This window comes from Pseudogemmobacter sp. TB195 (genome assembly GCF_058313095.1).
Genome location: NZ_JBZEGG010000030.1, coordinates 17,630 through 43,482, shown reverse-complemented (window position 1 = coordinate 43,482; position 25,853 = coordinate 17,630). Strand labels below are relative to the sequence as shown.

28 protein-coding genes and 1 pseudogene are annotated in these 25,853 nt (G+C 62.1%); 14 read left to right on the top strand and 15 right to left on the bottom strand.

All coding sequences use genetic code 11. From position 1 onward, the window contains the following. Positions 1-2,418: a membrane-bound PQQ-dependent dehydrogenase, glucose/quinate/shikimate family gene (locus AC4FS3_RS24255; protein WP_491022644.1), complete on the bottom strand. Its 2,418-nt coding sequence runs from the start codon at positions 2,416-2,418 to the stop codon at positions 1-3. 377 nt (positions 2,419-2,795) lie between these two features. On the opposite strand from AC4FS3_RS24255, the gene AC4FS3_RS24250 reads away from it, so the two are divergent. Continuing rightward, positions 2,796-3,110, top strand: a complete 315-nt coding sequence (locus AC4FS3_RS24250; protein WP_491022643.1) for a hypothetical protein — start codon at positions 2,796-2,798, stop codon at positions 3,108-3,110. A gap of 226 nt (positions 3,111-3,336) precedes the next feature. On the opposite strand, the gene AC4FS3_RS24245 is transcribed toward AC4FS3_RS24250, so the two are convergent. From AC4FS3_RS24245 to AC4FS3_RS24225, 5 genes are all read right to left on the bottom strand, one after another. Then, positions 3,337-4,140 carry a BON domain-containing protein gene (locus tag AC4FS3_RS24245; protein ID WP_491022642.1) on the bottom strand — a complete coding sequence of 268 codons (804 nt, stop codon included), beginning with the start codon at positions 4,138-4,140 and terminating at the stop codon, positions 3,337-3,339. A 118-nt stretch (positions 4,141-4,258) separates the two neighbouring features. Further along, positions 4,259-4,792, bottom strand: coding sequence for a superoxide dismutase family protein (locus AC4FS3_RS24240; protein ID WP_491022641.1), 534 nt, complete (start codon positions 4,790-4,792; stop codon positions 4,259-4,261). 59 nt (positions 4,793-4,851) lie between these two features. Further along, on the bottom strand, positions 4,852-6,237 hold the full coding sequence (locus AC4FS3_RS24235; protein WP_491022640.1) for a c-type cytochrome: 1,386 nt from the start codon (positions 6,235-6,237) through the stop codon (positions 4,852-4,854). Between the two features lie 13 nt (positions 6,238-6,250). After that, positions 6,251-7,957 (bottom strand): GMC family oxidoreductase, encoded by a 1,707-nt coding sequence (locus AC4FS3_RS24230; protein ID WP_491022639.1) that lies wholly within the window; start codon positions 7,955-7,957, stop codon positions 6,251-6,253. Between the two features lie 65 nt (positions 7,958-8,022). After that, positions 8,023-8,772, bottom strand: a complete 750-nt coding sequence (locus AC4FS3_RS24225) for a gluconate 2-dehydrogenase subunit 3 family protein (RefSeq protein ID WP_491022638.1) — start codon at positions 8,770-8,772, stop codon at positions 8,023-8,025. A 155-nt stretch (positions 8,773-8,927) separates the two neighbouring features. Between AC4FS3_RS24225 and AC4FS3_RS24220 the strand changes: the two genes are divergently transcribed. Next, on the top strand, positions 8,928-9,518 hold the full coding sequence (locus AC4FS3_RS24220) for an exopolysaccharide biosynthesis protein (RefSeq protein WP_491022637.1): 591 nt from the start codon (positions 8,928-8,930) through the stop codon (positions 9,516-9,518). 234 nt (positions 9,519-9,752) lie between these two features. Here AC4FS3_RS24220 and AC4FS3_RS24215 read toward each other — a convergent pair whose 3' ends face one another. Then, positions 9,753-10,049, bottom strand: coding sequence for a PRC-barrel domain-containing protein (locus AC4FS3_RS24215; RefSeq protein WP_491022636.1), 297 nt, complete (start codon positions 10,047-10,049; stop codon positions 9,753-9,755). Between the two features lie 389 nt (positions 10,050-10,438). On the opposite strand from AC4FS3_RS24215, the gene AC4FS3_RS24210 reads away from it, so the two are divergent. The 10 genes and pseudogenes from AC4FS3_RS24210 to AC4FS3_RS24165 all read left to right on the top strand — a co-directional run bounded on the left by AC4FS3_RS24210 (position 10,439) and on the right by AC4FS3_RS24165 (position 15,918). Next, positions 10,439-10,606: a hypothetical protein gene (locus AC4FS3_RS24210; protein WP_491022683.1), complete on the top strand. Its 168-nt coding sequence runs from the start codon at positions 10,439-10,441 to the stop codon at positions 10,604-10,606. Beyond that, entirely contained in the window at positions 10,537-10,962 is a 426-nt protein-coding gene (locus tag AC4FS3_RS24205) for an MgtC/SapB family protein (RefSeq protein ID WP_491022678.1), read from the top strand. The genes AC4FS3_RS24210 and AC4FS3_RS24205 overlap by 70 nt, the downstream gene beginning before the upstream one ends. Before the next feature lie 16 nt (positions 10,963-10,978). After that, the gene (locus tag AC4FS3_RS24200) at positions 10,979-11,170 is read left to right on the top strand and encodes a DUF3008 family protein (RefSeq protein ID WP_491022677.1); all 192 of its coding nucleotides are present in this window, start codon (positions 10,979-10,981) and stop codon (positions 11,168-11,170) included. Continuing rightward, positions 11,167-11,451, top strand: a complete 285-nt coding sequence (locus AC4FS3_RS24195; protein ID WP_491022635.1) for a hypothetical protein — start codon at positions 11,167-11,169, stop codon at positions 11,449-11,451. Before AC4FS3_RS24200 ends, AC4FS3_RS24195 begins: the two co-directional genes overlap by 4 nt. A gap of 615 nt (positions 11,452-12,066) precedes the next feature. Then, positions 12,067-12,420 (top strand): annotated as a pseudogene (locus tag AC4FS3_RS24190) (aldo/keto reductase); the annotation flags it as partial. Positions 12,421-12,535: 115 nt separating this feature from the next. After that, entirely contained in the window at positions 12,536-13,093 is a 558-nt protein-coding gene (locus AC4FS3_RS24185) for a DJ-1/PfpI family protein (RefSeq protein WP_323718388.1), read from the top strand. Between the two features lie 25 nt (positions 13,094-13,118). Further along, positions 13,119-13,481 carry a ribbon-helix-helix domain-containing protein gene (locus AC4FS3_RS24180; protein ID WP_198839191.1) on the top strand — a complete coding sequence of 121 codons (363 nt, stop codon included), beginning with the start codon at positions 13,119-13,121 and terminating at the stop codon, positions 13,479-13,481. Between the two features lie 184 nt (positions 13,482-13,665). Beyond that, a complete protein-coding gene (gene fic / locus AC4FS3_RS24175; protein ID WP_491022634.1) occupies positions 13,666-14,754 on the top strand; it encodes a protein adenylyltransferase Fic in 1,089 nt (362 codons plus the stop codon). Positions 14,755-14,811: 57 nt separating this feature from the next. Beyond that, positions 14,812-15,237 carry a redoxin domain-containing protein gene (locus AC4FS3_RS24170; RefSeq protein WP_491022633.1) on the top strand — a complete coding sequence of 142 codons (426 nt, stop codon included), beginning with the start codon at positions 14,812-14,814 and terminating at the stop codon, positions 15,235-15,237. A gap of 333 nt (positions 15,238-15,570) precedes the next feature. Beyond that, positions 15,571-15,918, top strand: coding sequence for a Fur family transcriptional regulator (locus tag AC4FS3_RS24165; RefSeq protein ID WP_491022632.1), 348 nt, complete (start codon positions 15,571-15,573; stop codon positions 15,916-15,918). Between the two features lie 179 nt (positions 15,919-16,097). Here AC4FS3_RS24165 and AC4FS3_RS24160 read toward each other — a convergent pair whose 3' ends face one another. After that, positions 16,098-17,285, bottom strand: coding sequence for a benzoate/H(+) symporter BenE family transporter (locus AC4FS3_RS24160; protein WP_491022631.1), 1,188 nt, complete (start codon positions 17,283-17,285; stop codon positions 16,098-16,100). Positions 17,286-17,496: 211 nt separating this feature from the next. On the opposite strand from AC4FS3_RS24160, the gene pdxR reads away from it, so the two are divergent. Next, on the top strand, positions 17,497-19,002 hold the full coding sequence (pdxR, locus tag AC4FS3_RS24155; RefSeq protein WP_491022630.1) for a MocR-like pyridoxine biosynthesis transcription factor PdxR: 1,506 nt from the start codon (positions 17,497-17,499) through the stop codon (positions 19,000-19,002). 88 nt (positions 19,003-19,090) lie between these two features. Further along, positions 19,091-19,882 carry a YggS family pyridoxal phosphate-dependent enzyme gene (locus AC4FS3_RS24150; RefSeq protein WP_491022629.1) on the top strand — a complete coding sequence of 264 codons (792 nt, stop codon included), beginning with the start codon at positions 19,091-19,093 and terminating at the stop codon, positions 19,880-19,882. 17 nt (positions 19,883-19,899) lie between these two features. On the opposite strand, the gene AC4FS3_RS24145 is transcribed toward AC4FS3_RS24150, so the two are convergent. The 7 genes from AC4FS3_RS24145 to AC4FS3_RS24115 form a co-directional block, all read right to left on the bottom strand. Continuing rightward, entirely contained in the window at positions 19,900-20,394 is a 495-nt protein-coding gene (locus tag AC4FS3_RS24145) for a GNAT family N-acetyltransferase (RefSeq protein WP_491022627.1), read from the bottom strand. A 596-nt stretch (positions 20,395-20,990) separates the two neighbouring features. Then, positions 20,991-21,338, bottom strand: a complete 348-nt coding sequence (locus AC4FS3_RS24140; protein WP_491022626.1) for a YbhB/YbcL family Raf kinase inhibitor-like protein — start codon at positions 21,336-21,338, stop codon at positions 20,991-20,993. Then, positions 21,335-22,759 carry a PQQ-dependent sugar dehydrogenase gene (locus AC4FS3_RS24135; RefSeq protein WP_491022625.1) on the bottom strand — a complete coding sequence of 475 codons (1,425 nt, stop codon included), beginning with the start codon at positions 22,757-22,759 and terminating at the stop codon, positions 21,335-21,337. Before AC4FS3_RS24135 ends, AC4FS3_RS24140 begins: the two co-directional genes overlap by 4 nt. A 58-nt stretch (positions 22,760-22,817) precedes the next feature. Continuing rightward, positions 22,818-23,759: a PRC-barrel domain-containing protein gene (locus AC4FS3_RS24130; protein ID WP_491022624.1), complete on the bottom strand. Its 942-nt coding sequence runs from the start codon at positions 23,757-23,759 to the stop codon at positions 22,818-22,820. Between the two features lie 53 nt (positions 23,760-23,812). Further along, positions 23,813-24,253, bottom strand: a complete 441-nt coding sequence (locus AC4FS3_RS24125; protein ID WP_491022623.1) for an NUDIX hydrolase — start codon at positions 24,251-24,253, stop codon at positions 23,813-23,815. Positions 24,254-24,255: 2 nt separating this feature from the next. Beyond that, positions 24,256-24,762, bottom strand: coding sequence for a ferritin-like domain-containing protein (locus tag AC4FS3_RS24120; protein ID WP_491022622.1), 507 nt, complete (start codon positions 24,760-24,762; stop codon positions 24,256-24,258). Positions 24,763-24,839: 77 nt separating this feature from the next. Further along, complete coding sequence (locus AC4FS3_RS24115) at positions 24,840-25,670, bottom strand: hypothetical protein (RefSeq protein WP_491022621.1); 831 nt, start codon at positions 25,668-25,670, stop codon at positions 24,840-24,842. Positions 25,671-25,853: the final 183 nt, after the last annotated feature.

The following is a 25,853-nucleotide window of genomic DNA, read 5'->3' as shown; positions in this document are numbered from 1 at the left end:
TCACTCCTGTGCAGATTGGTCATCGTCTGCATGTGAAACCGATGCTGCGCCAGATTGTTCCTGCCCTTTGCGAGCCTCTCCCCCCAATGGCGGGGGATTGCCGGAAAGCGCATAGGCAATGACATAGTCCCCGGCCTTTGTGCCGACAGAACCATGCCCCCCGGCGACGATGACAACATACTGGCGGCCATCGATGGCATAAGTCATCGGCGTGGCCTGGCCGCCTGCAGGCAGCCTCGCACGCCAGATCTCTGCCCCCGTCGTCAGGTCATAGCCACGCAGATAATCATCGACGGTGGCGCCAAGGAAAGCGATCCCACCGCCGGTAATGATTGGCCCGCCGATGCCCGGCACCCCGGTCCTGAACGGCAGCGGCAACGGCGTCATATCCCGAACTGTGCCGTTCCGGTGCATCCAGGTGATTTCGCCGCTTCGCAGGTCAGCACCGGCCACATAACCCCAGGGCGGTGCCGAACATGGCACCCCGAGCGGCCCCAGAAACGGCCCCATGAAGACCCCGTAATCCGCACCATCATTGCGATTGAGCCCCTGTTCAGAGGCCTTTTCATCTTCGCCTTTCGGCGGGATGTCCGTCGCGGGAACGAGCTCCACAGTGAAGGGCAGATAGGTCGGCATCCCGAACATCACCTGGCGCACCGGGTCGACCGCGATGGAGCCCCAGTTAAACACGCCAAAGTTCCCCGGATGGACAATGCTTCCCTCCATGGAGGGCGGTGTATAGCGCCCCTCATAGTTCAGCTGGTGGAACCGGATCCGGCAGGCGAGCTGATCGAAGATCGACACCCCCCACATATCAGCCTCGCGCAGCATCGGCGGCTCAAAGGAAAGCGCCGAGACCGGTTGTGTCGGCGCTGTCCATTCACCAGGGATCGCGCCGGCGGGTGCCGCCCGCTGACGAACCGGCAGCAGCGGCTGTCCGTTACGGCGGTCCAGTACATAGATATCACCCTGTTTGGTCGGCTGCACGAGCGCAGGCACCCGCCCAACAGAAAGATCGAGATCAATCAGTACCGGTTGCGCGGGCACATCCATATCCCAGAGGTCGTGATGGACGGTCTGGAAGACCCAGGCCCGTTGACCCGTCGCAATATCCAGTGCCACGACCGAAGAAGAATGGGCCTCGACTGCCGCGCTGCGCCCTGCCCCTAGCTGATCGGGGACCTGGTTTCCAAGCGGGATATAGACGAGGCCAAGCGCCTCATCATATGAAAAGATCGACCAGCTGTTGGGAGAATTGGCGGAATAGGTCGCGCCTCCGGCGATATCTATGGGAGCAGTATCACCCGGATTACCGCTGTCCCAGTTCCAGATCAGCGCACCTGTGCGGATATCATAGGCGCGGATCACGCCGGAAGGCGACCTGACCGAAAAGTTGTCATTGACCGCACCGCCAATGATCAGCTTTCCGTCCACCGCAACCGGCGGCGAGGTGGAGTAATAATAGCCCGCAGGCTGATAAGGCATTCCTGGCAACAGCGATATCTCACCCCCCTGGCCAAAGCTTTCGCAAAGCTGCCCGGTTTGCGCATCCAGCGCGATAAGACGGGCATCGGCGGTCGGCATATAGACCCGGGTGGCACAAGCGGTTCCGGCAGTGAGCGTTTCATCTTCCCACCAGGTCACGCCACGACAGGTCTGGTGCTGTCGATCAGGCTCCATCCCGGAACGGGCATCATAACGCCATATTTCCTGCCCCGTCGCGGCATCCACCGCTATGGCCAGATTGTGGGGCGTGCAGAGAAACAGCCGATCCTCCACCTTCAGCGGCGTGACCTGATAGGTAGTCTCGGTCACATCCTCTGGCAGCCGGACATCGCCCGTCTGATAGCGCCAGACCTCGATCAGATCTCCGATGTTTTCAGGGGTGATCTGATCAAGCGGCGAATAGCGCTGACCGTAACTGCCCCGCCCGTAAACCTGCCAGTCCGCCTCAGTGAAGTCTGCCCCCGTCGCCGGCGCAGGATTGACGGTATCCTCGCGCAGCGCGCCTGCCATATCCTTCGGATCATGCATGAGTGACCAGACTGCCACCAGACCCGAGGCGACAACAACCGACCCAAGCAGCGTCGTTCCCCGCAGTCCGGACCGCTCGCCCCGAAGAATCTCCAGGCAGAGCAGCCAGATCGCCATCAGCACCAAAAGCCAGCCGCGCGGCGCCAGCTGATACCAGTCCGGCCCGACCTCCCAGAGCGACCAGACCATGACAGCCGCAACGACCATCCCATAGAACGGCAGTGCCAGGACAGAGCGGCGCCACAAAAGCGCTGCGGTGACAATCACACCAAGTCCGATCAACAGATAAGCCGGGCTACCGCCGAGGAAGATCAGAAGAACTCCGGGCACCGCAAGGGCAATCCCGATGATCACGAACAGAATGGCTGTCAGAGTCTGGGGCATGAGCTTTCCTTTCAGCTGTTTTCGGCGGCAGCGGTGGCCGCACCGGCATCCACAGCATGGCTCCCGGCTCATTCTGTAGTCCCGGATGATCGCGCGCTGACCATTTCGGCTGCCAGCTGCGCCGGATCTGCCTGTGCGGGGTGAGAAACCTGCGGGCTGGTATGCCTCCGGAAAGTTATAACTTCCGGATAGAAGAGTTGTTCCTTTCTGCCGGGGCACCTCTTGTTCGGTCACAGGATTGCAGCAAACGCGCCAGAACCAGGACGGCCGGATAGCAGGCCCTCTCACTTCAGCTGACAGAGACAGGGGCGATATGCGGGAACATCCTCGCCCTGCTGCTGTTTGTAAGCAGTGATCTGTACAGAAAGGAGAGCACCATGTCAGCGCCAAACACCAATCTCGACAAGCAGCGAAAGCGGCACTGGGCACCTCTGCTGGGCATTGCCGCCGCCACGCTGTTTGGCGTCATCATCATTGTCTACTGGATCGGAGAAGAGGTCGTGGAAAGTGATCCGCAGCCCCCTGCCGGCCTTGATGCCGGGACCGTAAACGAACCCGCGCAATCGACCATTCCTGCCGAAGTGATTGAACCAGGGGCCCAGCCTGGTGAAACCGGGAGCACAGCGAACCCTCCCACCACTCGCGAAAGCCCACCAGTGCCCAATACGCCGGAAGAACTGACAGCCCCATAGTTTCAGGCAAGTGAGTTCAGTGCCGTATCCGCTGATAAGGCCATGAAATCCCGCCCCTCCCCGGCCTGTTCCGTGCTCTGGCATGGGACAGGCCGGGTCATTTGCTACTGCCGGGCTGACAGAATGAGCGGAGAACATCGACAGGCTGGATTTCTCGTAATTCAGCGGCCCGACTTTCTGCGGGCCGCCATACCTTTCTCACTTTTTCCTCGCACCAGGTCGGCCCTCAGGCACCTTTGCTGCGGGATTTACCGGTATCCGCCAAAGGAATGTTATCCGACGCGGCCTCATCCCCGCTTTCGCGGATCCGGAGATTGTTCTGGATATGGTGAACCCCCGAACAATGCTCAATCGCGTCTTCAGCGGCACGTTTCGCCTGCCGTGAGGATACATGCCCGTTGAGCGTCACCTCACCACTCCCTACCTCGACAGAGATGCCCCTGGCATCCACTGAATCGGCATCGGCGAGGCGGTCACAGACATCTTCGCGGATCCTGTCGTCGCTGCGCTTGTAGTCTTTCGGCCCATGACCGCGAAATCCCCTGGCTCCGGGTTCATCCCGGCCCTGGCCCTGGAACGCCGAATACATGCCCGGATCGTAGCTGCGGGGTGGATAGCCCGCAACATAGGGTGGATAACCCGTGCTTTCACGGAAACCGCCCTGTTCTCCGCGATCCCGCCAGCTGTCATCCGCGCGATTGCGGGATTCGTCATCGTAGCTGCGCTCGTGGCGCGCAAATCCGTAGGCATTGCCACGGTCCTGTTGCCCGTAATCCCGACGCCCATAATCCTCGCCACTGTAATCGTCATGAGCGCGTCCGGGCGCCCGCTCAAAGTCACGCCGGTTCTGATCCCAGCGGGATCCTGCGCGAAAGCGCTGTTCGGCATCGTCCTCCCGTGCGCGGGGCTGGTCGTAGTCGCGCGGTCGCCAGGCTGTTGTGTGTTCATCCTGACGACCGCCGCCATCTCGTTCATAGCGGGTCCGGTTGCGCTGATCGTTCTGGCTTTCATCATAACGCCGATTGGCCATTCCTTATTCCTCCTCGTTTTCCGGTCCCTGACCGGAGGGTGATCGGTCTGCGCGGATTGCATCTGCGCGCTGCTGGTGAACCATCGGGGGTGCTGTTTGTTCCTGTGCGGAACCCGCCCTATCTGATAACCGCACAGGCCAGGCGGTCTCCCGCATTTCCGGTTGGCTGGCTGCGGTGGTCATCGGCACCGGCATGCACCATCAAAGCGCGACCCGTGACCGAATTATCGCCCCCGCCGAGCGTTACATTCGGATTGAGGACCTGCACCCGGGCGAAGCCGTCAGCATCGGTACGAATGTTCGGCATGTCGCCGGCATGGGGGCCGGTTGCCGAAAGCACCCCATGTTCCACATCGGTCGGATTGAAATGCCCGCCGGCCGATTCATGCGCGGTATGCGGATCGCAATTGCCCGTCTCATGGATGTGAAATCCGAGCCATGCGTTGGCTGGTAAAGCGCCAAGCTCCAGATCGATCAGAACACCCTCCCTGGTCTCGGTCAGGGTGGCGGTGCCGGTCTCTCTTCCCTCCGTATTTACGAAGGTAACTCTGGTTCCCTGCGGCGTCTCCGCTGCCGGGGCTGCCTCCTGGGCATATGTGCTGAGCGGCAGCATAAGAGCCGCCGACAGAAGGGCGAGTGTCGCTGCTTTCATTGGCTTTCCTCCATAGTTCAGGAAAGGAACCAGCCGCAGCGGGGGATGTTCCCGTCAGATCAGTCAAATGCCCTAGTGGTTTCCTCGCGCGCGACAGGTCGCTCATTTGCGCGAATATCGGCGACGTCGGCGGCAGAAACCGGATCAGCGTCATTCCCCCAGGCCTGTCTGAGAAAGCTGGCCAGGGCGGCGATGTCGTCATCACTCAGCCGCGCATCATAGCCCTGCATCACCAATGGCATCGGGCGCTGCGCCGTTCCCTCCACCGTGGCACCCCAGAGGATGATCGAGACCAGAGGGGTGATCTCATCGGACAGCACCAGCGTATTGCCCTGAAGGGCGGGGAAGATTTTCGGCGAGCCGCGCCCGGTGACGAAATGGCAATGGGCGCAATTGTCCAGGAAGACCCTCGCGCCGAGAGGCATATCGGGGGTGGCTTCGGTGAGCATCAGCGCTGTGGCCTCGCCACGCGTATCTGCCTCAGGGACCGGTAAGGAAAGCTGCCCCTGAGGCACTGCCATCTCGGGCGGGTCATGCGGCTGGCCGTCCAGCGCCTTCAGAAAGCGCGCCATGGCGATGATATCCTCGTCCGTCAGATACTGCAGGGAATGCTCAACCACGAGGCCCATCTCGCCGTTCGCGGCAGAGGCGAAATTACGCCCGGTGGCAAGGAAGGCTGTCAGCTCGCCAATCGGCCACTCACGGATCACGCTTCCCGGACCGCGCAAGGCGGGGACTTCCTGGCCATCGATATGCCCGCCAGTCAGGAAGGCGGGCTCATCCGCCGTGATCCCGTCCTGCCCCATATAGACGGTGCGAGGGCTGTGGCAGGCCGCGCAATGACCAGGTCCTTCGACCAGATACTGGCCACGGTCCAGCTCCGGCACGCCCATTATGCCGGTGAATCCACTCGCATGGTTCAGGATCAGCCAGTTCAGCGCGCGGATGCCCCAACGCTGGTTGAAGGGGAATGGCAGCTCTGGCTCGGGCACGTCGTTGCGGACCGGCTCCACCTCTTCCACAAAATAGCGGTAAAGCGCGCGGATATCGCGCTCACTCAGAAGCCTGTAATTCTGATAGGGCATGGCCGGATAGAGATGGCTGCTATCGGCGCTCAGCCCATCGAGGAGCGCGCCCCGGAACTGATCGAGCGTCCAGCCGCCAATCCCGGTTTCAGGATCCGGGGTGATGTTCGCAGTGTAGATCGTGCCAAGCGGACTGTGGATCGGCCGCCCGCCTGCGAAATCCGCACCATCCTCAATCGTATGGCAGGCCATGCAATCGCCCGCCCGCATGGCGTATTCGCCCTCCCCCGGTTCGGGCGTCCAATCGTCCGGCAAAGCCTCGGAGGCGGGTGAGCGGCTGACAGGGATCCACATGATCGCTGCGATAACAAGCACGCCGGCCACTGCGAGGGCAACGAAGAGGCGAAGGAAGGTTTTCATCTCTGCGCCCCCCTCACACCAGAGGGCCGGGATTGCGCAGATATTGCCGCCGGATCGCATCCGCCGCCCAATAGGCAAGCCCGCCGACGAGGCCGGTCGGGTTGTATTGAGTGTTCTGCACGAAAGTCCCCGCCCCGGTCACAAAGACATTGTGCTTGTCCCAGGCCTGGAGATAGCGGTTCAGCGGACCACCCTCGGGTGTCTCAGACATAATCGCGCCGCCGCTGTTATGCGTGGTCTGATAGGGTCGCACGTCATAACGACTATCGAAATCCTTGTAGCTGGATTTTATCAGATCGGGCCGCATCGAGCGCGCCAGCGCCTCAATCTTCTCCTGCAAAAAGGCATTCAGCCGCAGCTCATTCGGGTGCCAGTCAAAGGTGATCCGCATCAGGGGGCGGCCATGGCGATCCTTATAGGTCGGGTCCAGATCGCAATAATGCCCGCGGTAAGACATCACCGAGGCATGATGCGAGATGCTCATCTCATGCCCATACCATTCAGCGATGGCCGATTTCCAACCGCCCCCCCATTCCGGCGTATCCTCGGGCAGTGGCATTGAGCGGATCGGCTGGCCATTGGTCTGCGCCGATGAGATGTAAGCGCCACCGATGAAGCCTTCCGCCCCGAAATCAATCGCGTTCATGCCGAAATCATCAATGCACATGCCATTGATGCCCGAGCCGACAAAGGGGTTGAAATGCTCGTCTTTGAAGAACAGCGAGGTTGAGCCGGTGATCTGATAACCGTAATTCTTCCCCGTCACCCCCTCACCCGTGGCCGGGTCGTAAGGCTGTCCAATGCCCGAGAGCAGCATCAGCCGGACATTCTCGATCTGATAGGCGGCGAGAATGACGATATCGGCGGGCTGGAACACCTCTTCCCCGGCTTGCTCGTCGAAATACGTCACACCAGTTGCGGTACGCCCATCCTGGGACACCTCGACCCGCAAGACCTCGGCCCCGGTGCGGTAGCTGAAATTCGGCTTGCGGAAGAGCGCCGCGAGGATTGTCGTCTGCGGCGAGGATTTTGAGTATTGGTAGCAGCCATAGCGTTCGCAAAAGCCGCAAAAATTGCAGGCCCCCATCTGCATTCCGTATTCGTTGACATAGGAGGTGGAGGCATTGCCGCCCGGGCGCGGGAAAGGATGATAGCCTATCGCCTTTGCGGCCTCGGCGAATTTCACTCCGTTGCAAGTGACAGGCAAAGCGGGCATAGGGTAGTCGCGTGACCGCCAGCCCTCGAATGGATTGCCGCCCTCGCGGATCTCACCATTGAGATTGCCCGCCGTGCCGGAGATCCCGGCGACATATTCGAAACGATCAAAAAACGGCTCCAGCTCATCATAGCTGACGGGGTAGTCGCCGATGGTCATATCTTCGGGGATGATCTCTTCACCCCAGCGGTCGGCGATATAGCTACGAAGCTCCATTTCGACCTGCTGCGGCCGCCAGTTCTGACCGTGCCAATGCACGCCCGAACCGCCGACGCCATTGCCGAGGAGGAACGAGCCCCATTTGCGCATCGGAAGCGCTGTCTCGTTCAGATCGCGGCGGATGGTGATGGTCGATTGCGAGGGGCGCTGCGTCAGCTTGTGCCGCTCGCCCTGGGACAACTCATCGATCATATCGGGGTATTTCATTTCCGGCACGGTGCGGCGGTCGGGGCCGCGTTCCAACGCCAGGATCTCCAGCCCCTCCTGGGCCAGTTCCATACCCATGATCGCCCGGTCCAGCCGAGACCAACGATCACCACATCTTTTTTCGGGTCCTGCCTTGCCATCGCTCAGGCCCTCTCGCCCGAGATCGACACCGGGCCGAGCGGATAGGGGATATTGTGCCGCCCCACCCATTCCCTGTAATGCGCGCGCGCACCGGGAAAGCCGATATGCACCCAGGCCGCCATACCGTGATTGCCGCCATGGATGGGGTCGGAGAGATAGCCCTCTTTGGTATTGGCGAGCAGGATGTCGAAAAAATCGCGCAGTTCCGGCGGCAGCGGCACATCGCCGTCTTCAAGCGCTGCAAGAGCTTCGTCCTGCGCCTCTGCGGTGAGATCAGCGAAACCCGCGCCGTGGCTGCTGACACACCATTCGTCGAAGAGCGGAATGCCGGCACGGTAGATTTCGGCTGGCGACAGCGGTGACTGCCAGCCGAGTTCAGGCGGCGCATCTGGCTGATGCGGTCCATCCATATACCAATCCGTGGCGGTGCCAAATTCTCCCGCAAGTTCGCGGTCGATAAAGACCGGAACCCGCGCCTCGATCGCGCCCGGTCCGGCACCGTCAGAGGGGATAAGGCGCCCCACAGCTGCAAGGACGAACTCCCATTCGGCTTCATAGAAAAAGACCCGAGGGTGTTCAGCGAGGGGCGGCAGGGTTTGCGCGTCTGCCGCATTCGGTGGCCAGAGCCCTGCTGCAGCAAGACTGGCGGCGGAAACCCTCAGAAACTGGCGGCGTCCCGGATGACTGAGCGGGTAGCTGGTCGGATCATTGGCGATACGGTTTGGCGGTGAACCTTTCGGTGGGGCGGTCATGTCGTTTCCCTGGCTGTGAACTGGGCTGGAAGCGGCATCCGGGATGCTCTGGGAACCCTGAACCGGGGATAGTGCAGATTGTTCCGGGAATTTCGGAACAGTCTTGTCGTGAACGGGTTTCCCCTCACTTGAACAGGAAGGGGACCGGCCAGGCTATGTCAGAAAACGATGATGTTCTGAGCGCAGTTCTGGACCAGCTCGATACGGTGGCCGAGGCGGAGTCTGTGAGCGTCGGCAGGGTGGTCGAGGCCGCGGGCACGCGCTCCTTCGCAACCCTCATGCTGGTTTTCGCACTGATCGCGGTCTCTCCGGCCAGCATCGTGCCCGGCGTGACAACCGTGGTTGCACTGCTGGAATTCCTGCTCGTGACGCAGATGATTGCCGGGCGGCGTCACCTCTGGTTGCCGGACTTCATTTCGGAGCGCGCCATCACCGGCGAGCGCCTCAGGTCAGCGGTTTCATGGCTGCGCAAGCCCATTGCCGTCATAGACCACATCCTGCAACCACGGCTGACCTTCCTCACCGAAAAGCCTTGCCTCTACCTATGGCTTTTTCTGATCCTCGGCCTCACCCTCGTCATGCCATTCATGGAACTGGTGCCTGGCACCGGAACCGTTGCATCCGGCTTCATTGCCCTCGTGGCAGCGGCTGTTCTGACGAGGGATGGAGCGCTGCTTCTTCTGGCGGGCCTTTGTCTTGGGGCGTTGGTATGGATGGCTCAATGGCTCGGCGGGGCGCTTCTTTGAGACGCCTGTGCTGAGAAAAGACAGGTGGAAGCCTCCCTTTCCCACCGTGAGCCATATCCGGTTTAAGGCCACCCTGGACGGGACCCTGATGTGGGATGAGGTCAATGCCTGGACCATGGCTCCATCCGGGCAGGACCTTTTCCGAAGCTAAGGCGCCTGCCGGAGCAAACGCCTTTTACCGGTAATTCCGACGTTCGACGCGTGAGACGTACCCGGGGTTCCGTCGTTTCGCCATCAATGGCGATGCTCGGGCAGTTCCTTGAGCTGTTCTTTGGTCCAAGCGGTTTTGCCATGAACTTCGCCATTCTCGTCCCGCATCAGGTTCAGCTGGTCAGTGCTGAGCAGCACCGGCTTGGAACCGATCCCAAGAAAGCCACCGACATCAACGACCACCTGAGTCGTCGGGCCGCTGCCATGCACATGCGAGATGGTGCCCACCTTGCGGTCATCGGCTCCATAGATCGGCGCAGAGGTCAGGACGGCTTCCGTCAACTCCTGCTGGGTCAGTGGAATATGTTTGCTGTGGTCCATAAGGTCTCTCCTGTTGATGTCGCGTTTTCCCCTGCTGTCGTCTTCCGGCACCGAGGGGCGGTGAAGATGCCGCAGCAAATGGGACAGAAGCTCGACTGCCATTGCGTTGGCCGTGACGGGAAACCGGGAAAACCATCACATTCATCATACCATTACGCCCGGTTGACATGCGAAGCGGCACCTTCAGTGAGACAAACTGACCACTGCGCCCCTTGTTCCGCCGCAATGCTGGAAAGATGACCCGTCGGCAGCCAGATGCCGTAACCTGGCAGATCAGCCGGTCGGTTTCCGCCTGCTCCAGCCAGACTTGGGAACCGGGAGAAGGCCTTAAAGGTTCTGGGAGCCAATGGCCCATTCCGCCGACACCCGTTCGCATCAGGTGAAGACAGATGATCGAGAACATTCTTGCTCTCGTGAGCTCCGAGTTCCGCGACCCATTCATGGCAGTCAGCGCCGAAGCTGCCTTGCTGCGTTTGGTTTTGCCGCCCTGCTCGGCGCTGCCATTGGGTTCGAGCGAGAGCTCCATGCCAGTGCTGCAGGGCTGCGGACCCATATGATCGTCTCTATAGCGGCCTGCCTCTTCACGGTGATCGCTGCCGAAATCATGGCACAGGAGTTCAGGGGTGCCACACAGCTTCAGACCGACCCTCTTCGCCTGATCGAGGCAGTAACTGCCGGTGTGGCCTTCCTTGCCGCAGGGTCAATCATCACCTCTGGCGGCAGGGTAACCGGGCTGACCACGGGCGCCGGAATGTGGATGGCCGGAGCAATTGGCCTCGCCAGTGGCAGCGGCCTCCTGCCTCTCGCCATTATGGCAACGGTCCTGGCAATCCTCGCGCTGTGGGTGTTGCGACGGGTTTCACGACGCATCGCTGCAAATGGCGATGGTGCCAGCACAGATGAAGACAGCTGAAGGAAAGGAAAAAGAAATGCCCGCTAAATCGAAGGCCCAACAAAAGGCAGCCGGCGCGGCGCTATCGGCGAAACGGGGTGAGACGGAGCGCAAAGATCTTGTCGGAGCGTCAAAAGAAATGTTCGACACTATGACCGAGGCAGAGCTGGAAGAACTCGCCTCCACGACACATGATGGCCTGCCCGACAGAGTAGAGGATAAGGAATGATGACCCCTTTGCAGCCTGCCGAGATCACCCGCGCCTTGCTGATTGGAAAGCACGTCTTTGCATCCCGAAACGAACCCGTAGGCTGCGTGAGCGATGTATTCGGGACCGGAGAGGACGCGACGATTTTCGTGGATCTGGGGGGTATCCTGTGTCTCGATGGAAAGACCATTGAGCTGGTCGCCGGGGACATGCTTATCGGTCGCGAGGAAAACGGGGCCATCATGCTTGAGACCAGACATACCGTGCATGAGCTGGAGCTGCTGCCGGCGGTCAAATTCTGAGCTGTGAGTCAATACATCAGATGCTCATGTTTGGTGTTGCCTGCCGGACCTACGCAGCGGCTCCGCAAAATTGCGGCATTGTATTCACAGTACCCTCTCCTGCATCCGATTATTGCAAGACTCTCGCTCAGTGAGATGAGCAGGGCACATACCGCAGAGACGGGCGTCAACCAACTGAACTCTCGGCGCGCGGCTGTTCATCCCTCAGCGCATATCTGTCACCCCGCCCGCGATTCAGACCCGCTCGCCGGAAAGGCGATCACCTTGGATCCAGCACGGGCAGCAGCCTCGCCAGATGCGAAGGGGCGAAACCGCCGCCAGCCTCCAGCGAACCGAGCGTCCCGCCTGCATACTCCCACCAGCAGATCAAAAGCAGCTACTCGAAATCCCATACCTGCGGGCAGTCGCCTTACGCGTCCGGAAGCAGCGCAGCCTCTCCTCGGCGATTCGGACCTCGTCCTGGTCAGACCAGTGCCGACGATGGCCATCCGCATCAGTCGCGCAGAACTTGATCAGTGAACCATCTGAAGCGCATACCATAAGGCAATCCCTTTAAGCCCGATCATGTCTGCATTCCGTCAGCACGCTCTGCGTCGTCCATAGCAAAGAACTTGAGGACCGCTTGCCCGTGGTGTTCGTATTGCGGATCTCGAGAACTTCCCACCCGTCGATATGGCGCCCGGCGATGCCGCCATTGAGGTGATACCCGAGATCGCATCGGCCAAAGGCTGCACGGTGGCCCAGGTGGCCCTCGCCTGGCTATTGCACCAGCCGGTGGTGACCAGCGTGATCGTCGGCGCCAAGCGGATCGAGCAGTTGCAGGACAATGTCCGCTCGACCGGGGTTTCATTGTCGAGCGAGGATCTGGCCGCACTCGACAGCGCAACGAAACTGCCGCCCGAGTATCCGGGCTGGATGTTGGAGCGTCAGTCGCAGTATCGCGCGTCTTTCGCCCCGCGAAAAGGCTGACACCTCAGTAGCGCCCCCCCGCATCTGTGGCGGGCGGCTGTAGTATTCCGTTAACACCCGCCCCGTCGCCCCCTGCCCTATCCTTTCTGCACCGCGAGCCAAGGGAGGATGCGAGATGGCGAAGATCCTGATGATTACCGGCGATTTCACTGAAGACTATGAGACCATGGTCCCGTTCCAGACGCTGCTGGCCTGCGACCACAGCGTCGATGCCGTCTGCCCCGGCAAGAAGGCGGGCGATACAGTCAAGACCGCGATCCATGATTTCGAGGGCGACCAGACCTATTCCGAAAAACCGGGCCACAATTTCGCGCTGAACGCCGATTTCGATGGCGTGGATGCCGCCAGCTATGACGCGCTGGTGGTACCCGGTGGCCGGGCACCGGAATATCTGCGGCTGAACCCGGAGGTTCTGGCCAAGGTCCGGCATTTCTTCGAGGCGAACAAACCCGTCGCCGCAATCTGCCACGGCGCGCAGCTGCTGGCCGCCGCCGGGGTACTCAAGGGCCGCACCTGCTCTGCCTATCCGGCCTGCGCCTATGAGGTCACCGCCTCGGGTGGCACTTTCGCGGATATTGCGGTGACAGAGGCCGTGACCGATGGCAATCTGGTGACAGCGCCGGCCTGGCCCGCGCATCCCGCCTGGCTGAAACAGTTCATGGCGATCCTCTGACATCAACGGGAAGGGAGTCCCTGCGATGTGCGAACTCTTCATCAAGGCCGATGCCGAGCAATGGCAAAGCCGTACGCATAGCTTACGCATCGACGGGGTCGCCACATCGATCCGGATCGAGAACCATTTCTGGGACACCCTGACCGAGATCGGTGCGCGCGACGGGATGACCGTCGCGCAACTCATTACCCGACTCTGGCATGAGGCAATGGATGCCGATCACGACCTCGGCAATTTCACCTCATTCCTGAGGGTCTGCTGCAACCGCTATCATGCACTGATCGCGGCGGGTGAGATCTCGACGGACCTTTCGGTCCCGATAGCCGAGCATCCGGCGCGCGAAATCTTGGCCCGCGAAACCGCCCGCCGGAACCTGCGGGTGAACTGAAGGGGCTCTTGATCCGAAAGCACCAGGCGTCGATACTTGGGCGAGTTGGGGGCCGGACATGATCTCCCAACCTGCAAAATCCCCAATGTGTCGATATAAGAACGTCTAATCGACATGTATATTTAACCTGTCGATAGCGTCGACACATCAGCTTTGTATGTCGATCAGATCTCAGGTGATCGACATGACCTTCCGCCCCGACCGTCCCTTCAATGACCTCCCCGCGCTTCCACCAAAACAGGACATCGAGACAAGAGCAGTTCTGAAAGCTTGTATCGAGGCGCTTGCAGCATTGGCGGAACTGCGGGTGTCCGGCCAAATCATCCCCAATCAGGCCGTACTCATCAACTCGATCCCGCTGCTTGAAGCGCAGGCGAGTTCGGAGATCGAGAACATCGTTACGACCACCGACCGCCTGTTCCGCTTTGCCAATGATATCGGCGGACAGGCCGACCCTGCGACCAAGGAGGCATTACGCTATCGCACTGCCTTGCACCGGGGGTTCGGCATACTCAAGCAGCGCCCGCTCTCGACAGCCATCGCAGTCGAGAGCGGGCGCACGATCAAGGGGGTTGCGCTCGACATCCGTAATACACCCGGCACCGCCCTGATGAACGACACCTCCGGCACCGCAATCTACACCCCGCCCGAGGGCGAAGACCTGCTGCGCACCACGCTCGCCAACTGGGAAAGCTACATCCACGAGGCCAGAGAGATCGACCCGCTGATCCGCTTGGCCGTGATGCACTATCAGTTCGAGGCGATCCATCCCTTCATCGACGGTAATGGTCGTACCGGGCGAGTGCTGAACCTGCTCTATCTGGTCGACAAGGGGCTTCTGGATATCCCGGTGCTGTACCTCAGCCGTCACATCATCCAGAACAAGGTCCAATACTATCGGTACCTTCTGGAGGTCACCACCCAGGGTGCCTGGGAGCAGTGGCTACTGTTCATGCTCGAGGCCGTCCGCGCGACGGCGGAGTGGACAACGGGCCGTATCAGGGCGATCCGCGACCTTCTGGAACAGACGGCGGCACAGCTTCGCCAGAGCCAGCCGAAGATCTATTCACGGGAACTGGTCGAGCTGATCTTTGTGAACCCCTATTGCCGGATCAGCGATCTGGTCGATTCCGGCGTCGCCAAACGGCAGACAGCCGCAGTCTACCTCAAAGCAATGGTTGCTGAAGGGCTGCTCGAAGAGGTGAAGATCGGGCGCGAGAACTTCTATATCAATCCTGCATTGCTGCCCTTGCTGTCTGAGCCGCAGCGATAATCCGACTCTGGAATTTCGTCGCGGCGGAGTATCGGCGCAATGGGCGGGAGGGTCGGCGTGTGGGTGCCTACCCACCCTGCGATGTCTTACCTCTGCACCTTGCAAAAGCTCGGCGTTGAGCTGTTCTCGGTCTCGACCGATACACATTTCACCCACAAGGCCTGGCATGATGCCTCCGAAGCCATCGGCAAGATCCGCTACACGATGATCGGCGATCCGGTGGGCATCATCACCCGCAACTGCGGCGCCAAGCGCGAGGAGCAGGGTCTGGCCGACCGCGCCACCTTCATCATCGACCCCGACGGGGTGATCCAGGCGATGGAGATCACCGCAAAAGGCATCGGACGCGACGCTTCGGACGTGATCCGCAAGATCGAAGCTACGCAATATGTGCGCGAGCATTCCGGGGAAGTCTGTTCTGCGAAGTGGAAGGTCGGAGGCAAAACACTTATCCCGGCGCTTGATCTCGTCGGAAAGATCTGAGGCTGCACACCGCCTGCGAGGCATCACGCGTGCCTTGCTGGCCTTGCGGTCCAGGGGTGACGCCATCAGCCACGATTGATATGGTCTCGCGACCCGCCTCGATCCAAGAACCAGATCGACGGGTCCGACAAATCAATATGATGGACGCATGACCGAAGACCTCGAGAAGAAACTGGTCGCGCTATGCATGGAAAAGGGTATGCGCCTGACCGGGCCGCTGCGTACCATCCTTCGGGTGCTTGCGGCCTCACCAGACCATCCGGATGCGGAAGATCTGCACCGGCGGTCACCGAGGTCGAGCCGGGCATCAATATCGCGACAGTGTATCGCACCATGAACGTGCTCACGGAACACGGTTTGATCGAGCGCCACAGTTTTGCTGACGGTCGCGCCCGCTACGAGGCCGGCGGTTCTGAGCACCACGATCACTTCGTGAATGTCGAAACCGACGAGGTGATCGAGTTCACCTGCGAAGAGATCGAACGGCTCCAGCAGAAGATCGCGGATGAGCATGGGTTCGAGATCGTCGGGCACAAGCTTGAGATTTATGTTAAACACCTTGCGAAGGGTGCAGGGTGCCAACAGTCATCCCGCCCACCTTTATGGCATTTTGTCGATGGACCCGCTGTTCAGGTCAATCGTCTGCAACAGCCCCGGTCAAGTCCCGGGATCGGGCGATAGGTGTTCGCCCCCCTGTTTCCGCTAAAGGGCAGCAGGTTCGGCGGAGATACGCAGAAGAGCCACTCGCGGAGCCGGATATTTATGGCAACCGAGCGCAGCACCGCAATGGTGCCGGCTGCGCCCTCCCCTGCCGGGGAGCGGGCAATCCGCGCGTCAGGCCCGGCTATGACCCGGTCCATTCAATCATTCCCGCGCCGCCGGAGTGACAACACCCCCCAGGCGAGCAGCCCAACCACCAGCCCCCAGAAAGCCCCGCCAATCCCGAAGAGCTGAATGTTCGCGGCCGAGGCAAGGAAGGTGATCAGCGCCGGTTCGCGGGTGGCAGGGTCGGACACGGCGGTTGTGAGGCTGCCACCGATGGTGCCCAGCAAGGCGAGCCCCGCCAGAGTGGCGATGAACCCAGCCGGAAAGGCCATGAACACCCCCGCCAAAGTGACGCCGAAAACTCCGATCAGCGTATAGAACAGCCCGGCAGCAATCCCCCCGATCCAGCGTCTGCCCGGATCCTCATGCGCCTCGGGGCCGGTCACGATGGCTGCGGTGATCGCTGCCACATTGAACGCATGTGCGCCAAACGGTGCCATCAGAGCCGAGCCGAGGCCTGTCACCGTCACGATTGGATTGGCGCTTACCCGGTAGCCGTCATTGCGCAGAACCAGCATGCCCGGCATGTACTGGCCGGTAAGCGTGATCAGGAAGAGCGGCAGCGCAAGGCTGAGCGCCGCATTCAGCGTGAACACCGGCATCGTAAAGACCGGAACAGCCAGCTCCAGACGCAGCCCCGACAGATCGACCTCGCCGCGCACCAGCAGCCAGACCAGCCCGACCACCAGAATGCCGATGATCGCATAGCGCGCGGTGAGCCGTTTCAGGACAAGATAGCTGACGAACAGCAGGATCACGAGGGCCGGATCGACACTGGCGGCGCCAAAGGCACCGATCCCGAACTGCAGCAGGATCCCGGCCAGAAGGGCAGCGGCGATGGCGGGCGGGATGAGGCGGATCAGCCGATCGAAAAACCCCGAAAGCCCAAGCACGACAAAAGCCAGCGCCGAGAGGAAATAGGCGCCGATGGCCTCGGGGTAGCTGACGGTGCCGAGCGACATGACCAGAAAGGCCGCCCCCGGCGTCGACCATGCGGTGATGATCGGCATCCGGTAGCGCCAGCTGAGGAAGAGACCACTCACGCCAACCCCGACCGAGACCGCCCAGACCCGGGATGCGGTCTGGGCTGCATCAAGCCCGGCAAGCTGCGCCGCCTGAAAGACCAGAACGAAGGTGCCGCCATAGTTCACGATGACCGAGATCAGCCCGGCCATCACCGGGGGCAACAGGTCTTTGGGGCGGGGTGAAACCAGGGTAGTCATGATGCAGGCAGTCCTTCGGAGCGTGTTTATCCGGGCCTAGCTGCAGACTGGGTGGTCCGATCCCGCCAATTCTGGCCCAAAGGGCAGACCATTGGCACACAGATCGCGCCGTTTCTGCACGTCGCAAGTCACACCACCTCGACAGCCCTGTGGCTGCGCCCAAAAAAGCGGTACGGAATGATCACATCATTATAGAACCAGGGCAGACCAATTGTTTCGTCATACCCAGCTCGAAACCGTCAAAGCCTGGCTGATCCGCCCCGATCACGCGGGACTGCCGCTGCACAGCCGCATCCAGCGCGCCATCCGGCAGTTGATCCTCGACGGGGCGCTGGCGGCGGGCAAGCCCCTGCCCGCCACACGCGGCCTCGCGGCCTCGCTCGGGGTGTCGCGCGATACGGTCGAGACGGCCTATGGTCAGCTTCATGCCGAAGGCTTCGTCATTCGCCGGGTGGGCAGCGGCAGCTTCGTCGCACCGATCAGCGATCTGCTGCCCGTGGCTCCGAAGGTACGCCCCCCAGCCCGGGAAACCGGCGCGATCAGAGCGGGCCTCAGCACCCGTGGCGCGGCGATGGTCGCACAGGGCGGCACGCATGCGGGCGGCCCGGTCCGGCTGTTTCAGCAGGGCCTGCCCGAAACCCGCAACTTCCCGATCCGCATCTGGGAACGGCTGGAGCGTCAGGTTCTGAAAGATCACGGCACCGCTGCGCTGTCGATGACCGATCCGCAAGGTGCCGCCCCGTTGCGGCAGGCTATTGCCGATTACGTCAATCTCGAACGCGGCGCGCGGGCCACGGCGGATCGTGTGCTGATCCTGACCAGCTCGCAACAGGCGATGGCACTGACGGCAAATCTTCTGCTGGACCCGGGCGAACGGATCTTTGTCGAAGACCCCGGCTATCACGGCGCGCGTCAGGCCTTTGCGGCAGCAGGCGCGGTGCCGGTGCCCGTCCCCCTTGACCGCGAGGGGCTCATTGTCCGTCAGATGTTTGCCAGTCCGGACAAGGCGCGGGTGGTTTCGCTCACGCCCTCGCACCAGTTCCCGACCGGGGCAACGCTGTCACTTGAGCGGCGCCTCGCGCTGATCGACTGGGCCGCGCGGCAAGGCGGCTGGATCATCGAGGATGATTACGACAGCGAGTTCCATTATGCCGGACGGCCCACCGCCTGCGTCCAGGGTCTCGTTCCGCATGAGCGCACGATCTATATCGGCACCTTCACCAAATCGCTCTTTCCGGGTCTCAGGATCGGCTATCTGATCCTGCCGCCGGACCTCGTGACCCCCTTCACCATCGCGCGCACCCAGCAAGACGGCCACCCCGCCTCGATCCCGCAACTGGTGCTGGCGCGCTTCATCGAAGGCGGGCATTTCAGTGCACATATCCGGCTTATGCGCAATATCTATGCGGAACGGATGCGGATCCTTGCCCGGCTGATTGAGACACATCTGAGCGGGCTGGTCGCAGCGCAGGTTCCCACCGGCGGCTTGCAAATGCCCTGCCTTCTGACCTGCGATCTGCCCGAGGACCGGGTGATCGCCGCCGCGGCCCGAGCGGGGCTCGGCCTGACCGGGCTCTCTGCCCTGCATACAACCGTGCGGCCTCGGCCAGGCTTCCTGATGGGGTTTGCCGCCTTTACACCAGCCGAGCTGGAAAAGGGCATTCGCATTCTTGCGACTGTGTTGCGCTATCTGACAGACGAGGGACGCCGCCCCTGAATGGTCTGGTCATTTGTGTAAAAATGGCAGGATCGGTGCGACCTGTCAGTGCTTATCCTCGCGCCGCACAATCGTTAAAAGTTCGGCCATGTCCCTTGTTCCTTCTCCGGCAGACCTGCTCTCGGATGCAGATATCGAACGCTTCGGCAGCGCCCCGGCGCAGCGCTTCGCGCAGAACCTGGCGCTGGTCCAGGACAGGATCGCAGCCGCCTGCGCCCGCGCGGGTCGCACCCCCGGCGAGGTAAGGCTCTTGCCGGTGACCAAGACCGTGCCCGCCTCAGTTCTGCGCCATGCCTTTGCCGCCGGAATCCGGGATTTCGGCGAGAACAAGCTGCAGGAGGCGCGCGACAAACAGGCCGCCCTCTTCGATCTGCCGATCCGCTGGAGCATCATCGGGCATCTGCAAACGAACAAGGTCAAGTATCTGGTGCGGTTCGCGTCAGAGTTTCACGCCCTCGACGGTCTGCGGCTGGCGGCCGAACTGAACCGCAGGCTTGAGGCCCTGGGCCGTGATCTCGACGTTTTCATCCAGGTCAACACCTCTGGTGAGGACAGTAAATACGGGCTTCCCCCAGAGGCATTGCCCGCCTTCATCGACCAGTTGGCAGACTTCCCGCGCCTCAGACCGCTGGGCCTGATGACCCTCGCAATCCTCACCGCCGATCAGGTCCGGGTCCGGCGCTGCTTTGCGCTACTGCGTGGCTTGCGTGACGCGGCACAGGCGCGCCACCCCGGGATCACACGGCTTTCGATGGGCATGACCAGCGATTTCGAGATCGCCATCGAGGAAGGCGCCGATGTGGTCAGGGTGGGTCAGGCCATCTTCGGCCCCCGCCCAAAATCGGCGGGAGCCTTCTGGCCCGGGCTGGACGATGTCTGACCCGGTCCGCCGCCATGTCAGATCGGCTTCTCGTAAGTGACCCAATTCGCGGCATTGGCCACATCATCATAGAGCCCCCGCGCCGTCGCATTGTCCTGCGCCGTCATCCAGGACAGCATCGGCCAGCCCCGGTTGTGGGCGATCTGGCTCAATGCCCCGATCAGCAGGCGACCGACACCCCGCCCCCGCAGTGACGGATCGACATAGAGATCATCGAGAAATCCCGCATTCCGGCCCAAGAGCGGGCGCGGCTGCGGCCAGAAATGCGCGAAGCCGACCGGCTTGCCCGCAACGACGGCCACCAGCCCTTCAAGCGGGTGGGCAGGATCAACCAGCCAGGCCCAGGTGCGGTCGAGAATGTCCTCCGTCATCGGGACTTTGTAGAAAGCGGCATAGCCTTTGTAGAGTTCGCGCCAGGACGCGGCATCCGCCAGCACGACGCTGCGGATTTCGATATCGGCCCTGGCGCTTTCGATTGGGGCCGGAGCGGTGGCGGAAGTGGGATCCGTCAATGCATGTCTCCTGAAAGTTGGCGGCACTCGGGCCGCGACCCGTCAAAGGAATGCCAGAAAGCGGACTGATCTGATCCGGCCAATTGGGAGAAGTGAAGCGGACCAATCTTGCGTGCTGATGAGCAGTATCCCGCAGCCCCGGGGCAGTGCAGCCCCGTCAGTGTGGACCCCGGATCCGGCGCCATCAGGCGCTGATCCGAACTGGCGGCCCCAGATCGCGGGGTCGCCAGTTTCGCGATCACTTGCGCTTCTCGCCCGCCTCATTGACCGCCGTGACGGCCAGTGCAGTGAGCTTCGCATTGCCCGCCTTTTCCTCGTCGAGGATGGAGCCGAGCAGACCGTGGGCCACTTCATGCCAAGAACTCTCCCATTCTCGCAGCGTACCGTCACGGGCGAGCTAGTAATGCTTGACGGCCTGGGCCGCACCGATCAGCACCACGTCCAGCGCAAGGCCTACGGCATCTTCGATCAGGCCGTCCGCCTCTTTAAGAAGCCCGGCCCGGCCATGGCATCGCATTCGGCCAGCGTAGGACCAATGGACAGACCAAGCGCGAGGGCGGACAGTCGGATTAACATCATTCTCTCCCTTCGATGGGTCAGCGTTCGAACTGGCCGGTGATCTCGCCCTTGGAGAGGACATGACCCCGCATCGCAGACAGGATCTCGGACCGGGTGGCGCCGGGCTTCAGGCCGAGGCTGCCGACGTCCAGCGCGAAGATCTGGAAGTGATAGCTGCGCGGCGGGTCGTCCACCGGCGGTTTGGGGCCGAAGTAGCCGGTGGCGCCGGTGTCATTCGTGCCCTGCTTCGCGCCCTTCGGTTCCAGGAGCAGCGGCTCGGTCGGCAGGCCCTCCCGCAAGGTGGTCACATCGGCGGGAAGGTCGTAGAGCAGCCAGTGGTTGAAGGGTTTCGGCGCGGCCGCGTCGGGATCATCCGCAATGATCACGAAGGACTTCGTCCCCTCTGGCGCGCCCTGCCAAGACAGCGGGGCGAGGCGTTGTCTCCATCTGCCGAATGTTGCTCGGGGATGGGCTCTGCATTCCCGAAGGAGGAGGTGATCTGGACCGTGCCTCCCGCCTCGAACAGGTCAAGTGCGATGGGGCCGGGGGTCGGGGGCAGGATCAGGTTTGGCATCTCTGCGCGTCTCTCCGCCTCTGGTTCCGCCGCGCCCGTGGCCGAGATTCGATAGATTACGCCCTGGTCATCGTCCGACACGAAAATGGCGCCATCCGGGGCCACGGCCACGCCTGCAAGGCGGCCCCGATAGCCCCAGATTTCCCCGTCCTGCACCAGAAAGCCGGTCAGAAAGGGCTCGATCGCCACCGGCTGGCCCCGCTCGAAGTCGATGCGGACCACCTCATAGCCCGCAGGCGGGCGGCGGTTCCAGGAGCCGCGCATGGCAACAAAGGCGTCGCCATGCCATTCGGGGAACATCGCGCCATCATAGAAGGCCAGCTGCATCGGCGCCGCATGGGCAGTGTAGCCGAGCACGGGATCGGTGGACATCTCCGCCCAGGCCTCAAGGCTGATCCCGTTGGGGGGATTGTCCTGCGGGTTGAACTCGCCCATGCCGTAGACATAGGGCCAGCCATAGCCGTGCCCTTGCCGGATCTGGTTCAGTTCCTCGACCTGCGCTTCGTCGCCCAGCCAGTCGATTCCGTGATCCATGCCCCACAGCTGGCCCGATCCGGGTTGCCAGTCGAAGCCGATGGTATTGCGCAACCCCTTGGCAAAGATGGTGCGGCTGGTTCCATCAGGTTTCGCGCGCAGGATCGTGGCGCTTTCCGGGTTGGTCTCGGCACAGGCGTTGCAGGTAGATCCTGCCGAAATGTAAAGCATCCCGTCCGGCCCCATGCCCAAGGTGCGGTTCGGATGCTGCCCGCCATCGGGCAGGTCGTTGATGATCCGGGTCAGCGGTCCAAAGGTGCCATCCGCAGCTACATCGGCCACATAGACATCGTTGACCGTGGCGAGATAGACCCTGCCGCCGTCAAAGGCGATGCCGTGCATCCCACGTCGGCTGGCCACCGTGACCGGTGCCTCGGCGACGCCATCCGCGTCCTCATCCCGCAGCAGCAGCACATCGCCGACGCTGCGGCGGGTGGCATAGAGGTGACCGTCCTCCGAGACGGCCAGCATGCGCGGATTGATCAGGTCGCGGGCGAAGACCTGGATTTGAGCCCCCTCAGGCAGGTCCAGCAGGGCGGCAAGGCCTTCGCTGTCCGGCATGTCGATGGGGCTGGGCTCCAGGATCGAGCCGTTGATGGTGACGTCGGAATAAAGGCCGACCTCCCCCTCCAGCTGAGCCCAGAGCGGGCTGGCGACGGCCAGGATCGCACAAACGCAAAGTGGTGGGCGAACTCGCATGGTGCTGCTCCCATTTGGTGAGGGACGCGACCCCGGTCGGGGCCGCGTCCCGGTCCGGTCAGTTGGCCATCGGCATGTTCGAGCGACCCAGGGTGGTCGGGTCGTTTTCGTCATAGGCCGGCAGCGCTTCCAGCTGTTCGCGGGTCCAGGGCAGGTAGACCCGGGTTTCGCTGTCGCTGCGATAAATCGCCAGATCGGTGATCGGCACGGCGATGCGATGCTCGCCCATGCCAAGGAAGCCGCCAATGTCCAGCACGGCATGGGTCGCTTGGCCGTCACCGGCCGTCACGCCCGGGGTCGGGGTATCATTGCCGACGGTCGGCGCTGTGGCGCCCGTCGCAGTTGCGTCAGGGTCAGTTCCGGTGCCATCGGTTGCTGCACCATCCGCCGTATCTCCGGTGGCTCCGGTGTCCGCGTTGCCCGAGGGCGCCGTGGTCTCAGGCGTGCCGGTTCCGCTGGCGCCATCGGACGACATCATCGGATCGGTGCTGGTTGACCCTTCGACAGCCGTCCCGGTGTTGGCGCCATCATTTTCTCCAGTGCCCGCATCGCCAGACGGAGTTCCTGTCGTGCCCATGGTGCCTGCATCCGGCGCAGCGCTGCCATCCATGGCGCCGTCTGTGGCCGACCCTTCCGGCATCGCGCCAGTCGTGCCGCCGCTGCTGTCGGGCGACATGCCGGTCCCGGTCATTGTATCGGTATCTGTGCTGCTATCAGGGAGAATGCCCCCAACGCCTTCGGGTGTACTGCCGCCTGATGCACCGATGTCCAGCACCAGATCATGCACATCCCCGATGGAATCGCCAGTGGCGTCATAGATCGTCGCACCCAACAAATCTTCGGCGGTCAGGGAGATGTCCTGCCGCACGAAGCCTTCCGGCGCAGTGATTTCCGGCATCATGACGCCGTCGCCCGGCACCGCCGGATCGGTGGTTTGCGCGATGAGAGATGTGGCTGCAAAGGCCGACACGAGCATCGTGGTCAAAAGCAAATTCTTCATTGTCTTCTCCTCCTTCATTCAGTCGCCGGACCGCGGCGACACGGTTGGTTTCGTCAGATCCGGGAGAACAGCCGCGCGAGCCCCGCATCCGTCACGACCGCACAGGCCTCTGAGCGGCTCAGCCATATTCGTCTGCGGTCATCGGCCTCTCTCCATTCGGAAAACTCCTCTTTCACCCGCAGGGGAAAGACCGCGACACGCACCGGCAGCGCACAATCGTCAAACACCTTCGAATAGCTGTAGTGCCCCAGCGGACGGGCCTTGATCCGACCCGCAACCCCCGCCTCCTCCATCGCCTCGATGGCGGCGACTTCGGGGCCGGTGTGACGGCGCATGGGCCAGCCCTTCGGAATGATCAGCCTCTTTGTCCGGCGCGAGGTGATCAGCAGGATTTCGACCCCGCTTTCGCCCTTGCGCCAGGGCAAGGCCGCAACCTGATCAAGCACATCCTTTCGGCGCAGCGCCCGCAGGACTGTTGCGGGTTTCGGGGCCATATTCAGCGACCGGCCTGGAGATCCAACTCGTCGCGGGACAGGAAGATGCGCGCGGTCTCGTCCATGTGGTCAAACAGCCAGTCCGCCATGTCCTGTTCTTCGGCGAGGATTTGCTCGAAAATGGCGACTGCGGTGGTGTCCCCCAATTGGGTGGCGGCGGCGATCAGCACCTTGTAGGCGATGATCTCCATATGCTCGAAGGTGTAGCTTGCCATGCTGCCCTTAACGACCTCGTCGCTGGCGAATATCCCGCTCAGCGCCTGACCGGTCGCCGCCATTTTGCCCATCGCATCCTTCAGCATCGAAGTGCCTTCGGCGCTGCTGTTCAGCAAATCCCGCAAGGCAACGGCCTGACGCTCTGTTTCACCGATGTGCCGCTCGATCCTGGCGCTGAGGTCGGGGTAATTCTCGAGACGCGACAGCATGCCCCGCATCATCGTCAACGCCTGCTCTTCCATGGCATGCGCATCGCGCAGCCATGTAGTATAATTTCTGCGAATTTCTTCCATTTTGCTTGTCCTTTTCATCGGGATCAGCGTGAAGCCAAGAAACAGGGGGGCACGAAGCCCCCCTGCCGATGCCGGTATCAGCGGCGGCGATTTTCCCAGCCACGGCGCGACGCTTCGGAATGGCCTTCGCTGTCCCCGAACCAGCCGCCCTGACCGTGATCGCGACCAGAGTCACTGTCCCGGCCGCGCGACGAGCGGCGGTCGTCATCGTCATAACGGCTTGACGAACGGCTATAGGAGCCACGGCTGTCGTCGTCCCGACGGTTGTCCCAGCCACGGCGCGAGGCCTCGGAGTGACCTTCCCGGTCCCCGAACCAGCCACCCTGACCGTGATCGCGGCCATAGTCGTCATCCCGGCTGCGGGAGTAGCGGCGGTCGTCATCATCGTAACGACCGGACGCCCGGCTGGAGGAGCCGCGATCATCATCGCGCCGGCCTTCCCAGCCCCGCCGCGATGCCTCCGAATGACCTTCCCGGTCGCCGAACCAGCCACCCTGACCATGATCGCGGCCATAGTCGTCATCCCGGCTGCGGGAATAGCGACGGTCATCATCGTCATGGCGGCTCATCGACCGGCCGCCACGGCCCCGGTCATCGTCACTGGTAAACCGGCCGCGTGAATCCCGGTCCTGATCGCCGCGATCATCATAGCCACCCGACCTGCGCCCAGACCGACCACGGTCATCGTCGTCACTGACAAATCGACCACGCGAGTCGCGATCACGGTCGTCGCTGGCATAGCTGCCCGACCGGCCTGACCGGCCGCGATCATCGTCGTCACTCATGAAGCGGCCGCGGGAATCGCGGTCACGATCATTGCTCCCGGAACGACCACCGCCGCGATTATCGTCATCGCTGACGAACCGGCCGCGCGAGTCACGTTCGGGCATATCATTGTTTCTAGGCATTTCTTCCTCCACTTTCAGGGGTTCTGGCATATTCCGGGCGCGACGCACCGTGGCGAGGCGTCGGAAAAACCTGCGGCAGTGACCAGTCGGCGCTGCCATGTTTCTGAGTTGCACATGCGATGACTTCGGCATGCGGGGGTTGAACAGGACATCAGCGACAATGTTCCTGTGCGCCCTGTTTTT

What these genes read in the sequence shown, in the direction of transcription:
- AC4FS3_RS24165 (WP_491022632.1), top strand. Translation starts at nt 15,571, where the DNA reads ATGAACGTGCTCACGGAACACGGTTTGATCGAGCGCCACAGTTTTGCT.
- AC4FS3_RS24130 (WP_491022624.1), bottom strand. Translation starts at nt 23,759, where the DNA reads ATGAAGAATTTGCTTTTGACCACGATGCTCGTGTCGGCCTTTGCAGCC.
- AC4FS3_RS24240 (WP_491022641.1), bottom strand. Translation starts at nt 4,792, where the DNA reads ATGAAAGCAGCGACACTCGCCCTTCTGTCGGCGGCTCTTATGCTGCCG.
- AC4FS3_RS24210 (WP_491022683.1), top strand. Translation starts at nt 10,439, where the DNA reads ATGATCGAGAACATTCTTGCTCTCGTGAGCTCCGAGTTCCGCGACCCA.
- AC4FS3_RS24125 (WP_491022623.1), bottom strand. Translation starts at nt 24,253, where the DNA reads ATGGCCCCGAAACCCGCAACAGTCCTGCGGGCGCTGCGCCGAAAGGAT.
- AC4FS3_RS24160 (WP_491022631.1), bottom strand. Translation starts at nt 17,285, where the DNA reads ATGACTACCCTGGTTTCACCCCGCCCCAAAGACCTGTTGCCCCCGGTG.
- AC4FS3_RS24250 (WP_491022643.1), top strand. Translation starts at nt 2,796, where the DNA reads ATGTCAGCGCCAAACACCAATCTCGACAAGCAGCGAAAGCGGCACTGG.
- AC4FS3_RS24180 (WP_198839191.1), top strand. Translation starts at nt 13,119, where the DNA reads ATGTGCGAACTCTTCATCAAGGCCGATGCCGAGCAATGGCAAAGCCGT.
- AC4FS3_RS24150 (WP_491022629.1), top strand. Translation starts at nt 19,091, where the DNA reads ATGTCCCTTGTTCCTTCTCCGGCAGACCTGCTCTCGGATGCAGATATC.
- AC4FS3_RS24120 (WP_491022622.1), bottom strand. Translation starts at nt 24,762, where the DNA reads ATGGAAGAAATTCGCAGAAATTATACTACATGGCTGCGCGATGCGCAT.
- AC4FS3_RS24230 (WP_491022639.1), bottom strand. Translation starts at nt 7,957, where the DNA reads ATGGGTATGGAACTGGCCCAGGAGGGGCTGGAGATCCTGGCGTTGGAA.
- AC4FS3_RS24235 (WP_491022640.1), bottom strand. Translation starts at nt 6,237, where the DNA reads ATGAAAACCTTCCTTCGCCTCTTCGTTGCCCTCGCAGTGGCCGGCGTG.
- AC4FS3_RS24135 (WP_491022625.1), bottom strand. Translation starts at nt 22,759, where the DNA reads ATGCGAGTTCGCCCACCACTTTGCGTTTGTGCGATCCTGGCCGTCGCC.
- AC4FS3_RS24195 (WP_491022635.1), top strand. Translation starts at nt 11,167, where the DNA reads ATGATGACCCCTTTGCAGCCTGCCGAGATCACCCGCGCCTTGCTGATT.
- AC4FS3_RS24255 (WP_491022644.1), bottom strand. Translation starts at nt 2,418, where the DNA reads ATGCCCCAGACTCTGACAGCCATTCTGTTCGTGATCATCGGGATTGCC.
- AC4FS3_RS24185 (WP_323718388.1), top strand. Translation starts at nt 12,536, where the DNA reads ATGGCGAAGATCCTGATGATTACCGGCGATTTCACTGAAGACTATGAG.
- AC4FS3_RS24215 (WP_491022636.1), bottom strand. Translation starts at nt 10,049, where the DNA reads ATGGACCACAGCAAACATATTCCACTGACCCAGCAGGAGTTGACGGAA.
- AC4FS3_RS24225 (WP_491022638.1), bottom strand. Translation starts at nt 8,772, where the DNA reads ATGACCGCCCCACCGAAAGGTTCACCGCCAAACCGTATCGCCAATGAT.
- AC4FS3_RS24245 (WP_491022642.1), bottom strand. Translation starts at nt 4,140, where the DNA reads ATGGCCAATCGGCGTTATGATGAAAGCCAGAACGATCAGCGCAACCGG.
- fic (WP_491022634.1), top strand. Translation starts at nt 13,666, where the DNA reads ATGACCTTCCGCCCCGACCGTCCCTTCAATGACCTCCCCGCGCTTCCA.
- AC4FS3_RS24200 (WP_491022677.1), top strand. Translation starts at nt 10,979, where the DNA reads ATGCCCGCTAAATCGAAGGCCCAACAAAAGGCAGCCGGCGCGGCGCTA.
- AC4FS3_RS24115 (WP_491022621.1), bottom strand. Translation starts at nt 25,670, where the DNA reads ATGCCTAGAAACAATGATATGCCCGAACGTGACTCGCGCGGCCGGTTC.
- AC4FS3_RS24220 (WP_491022637.1), top strand. Translation starts at nt 8,928, where the DNA reads ATGTCAGAAAACGATGATGTTCTGAGCGCAGTTCTGGACCAGCTCGAT.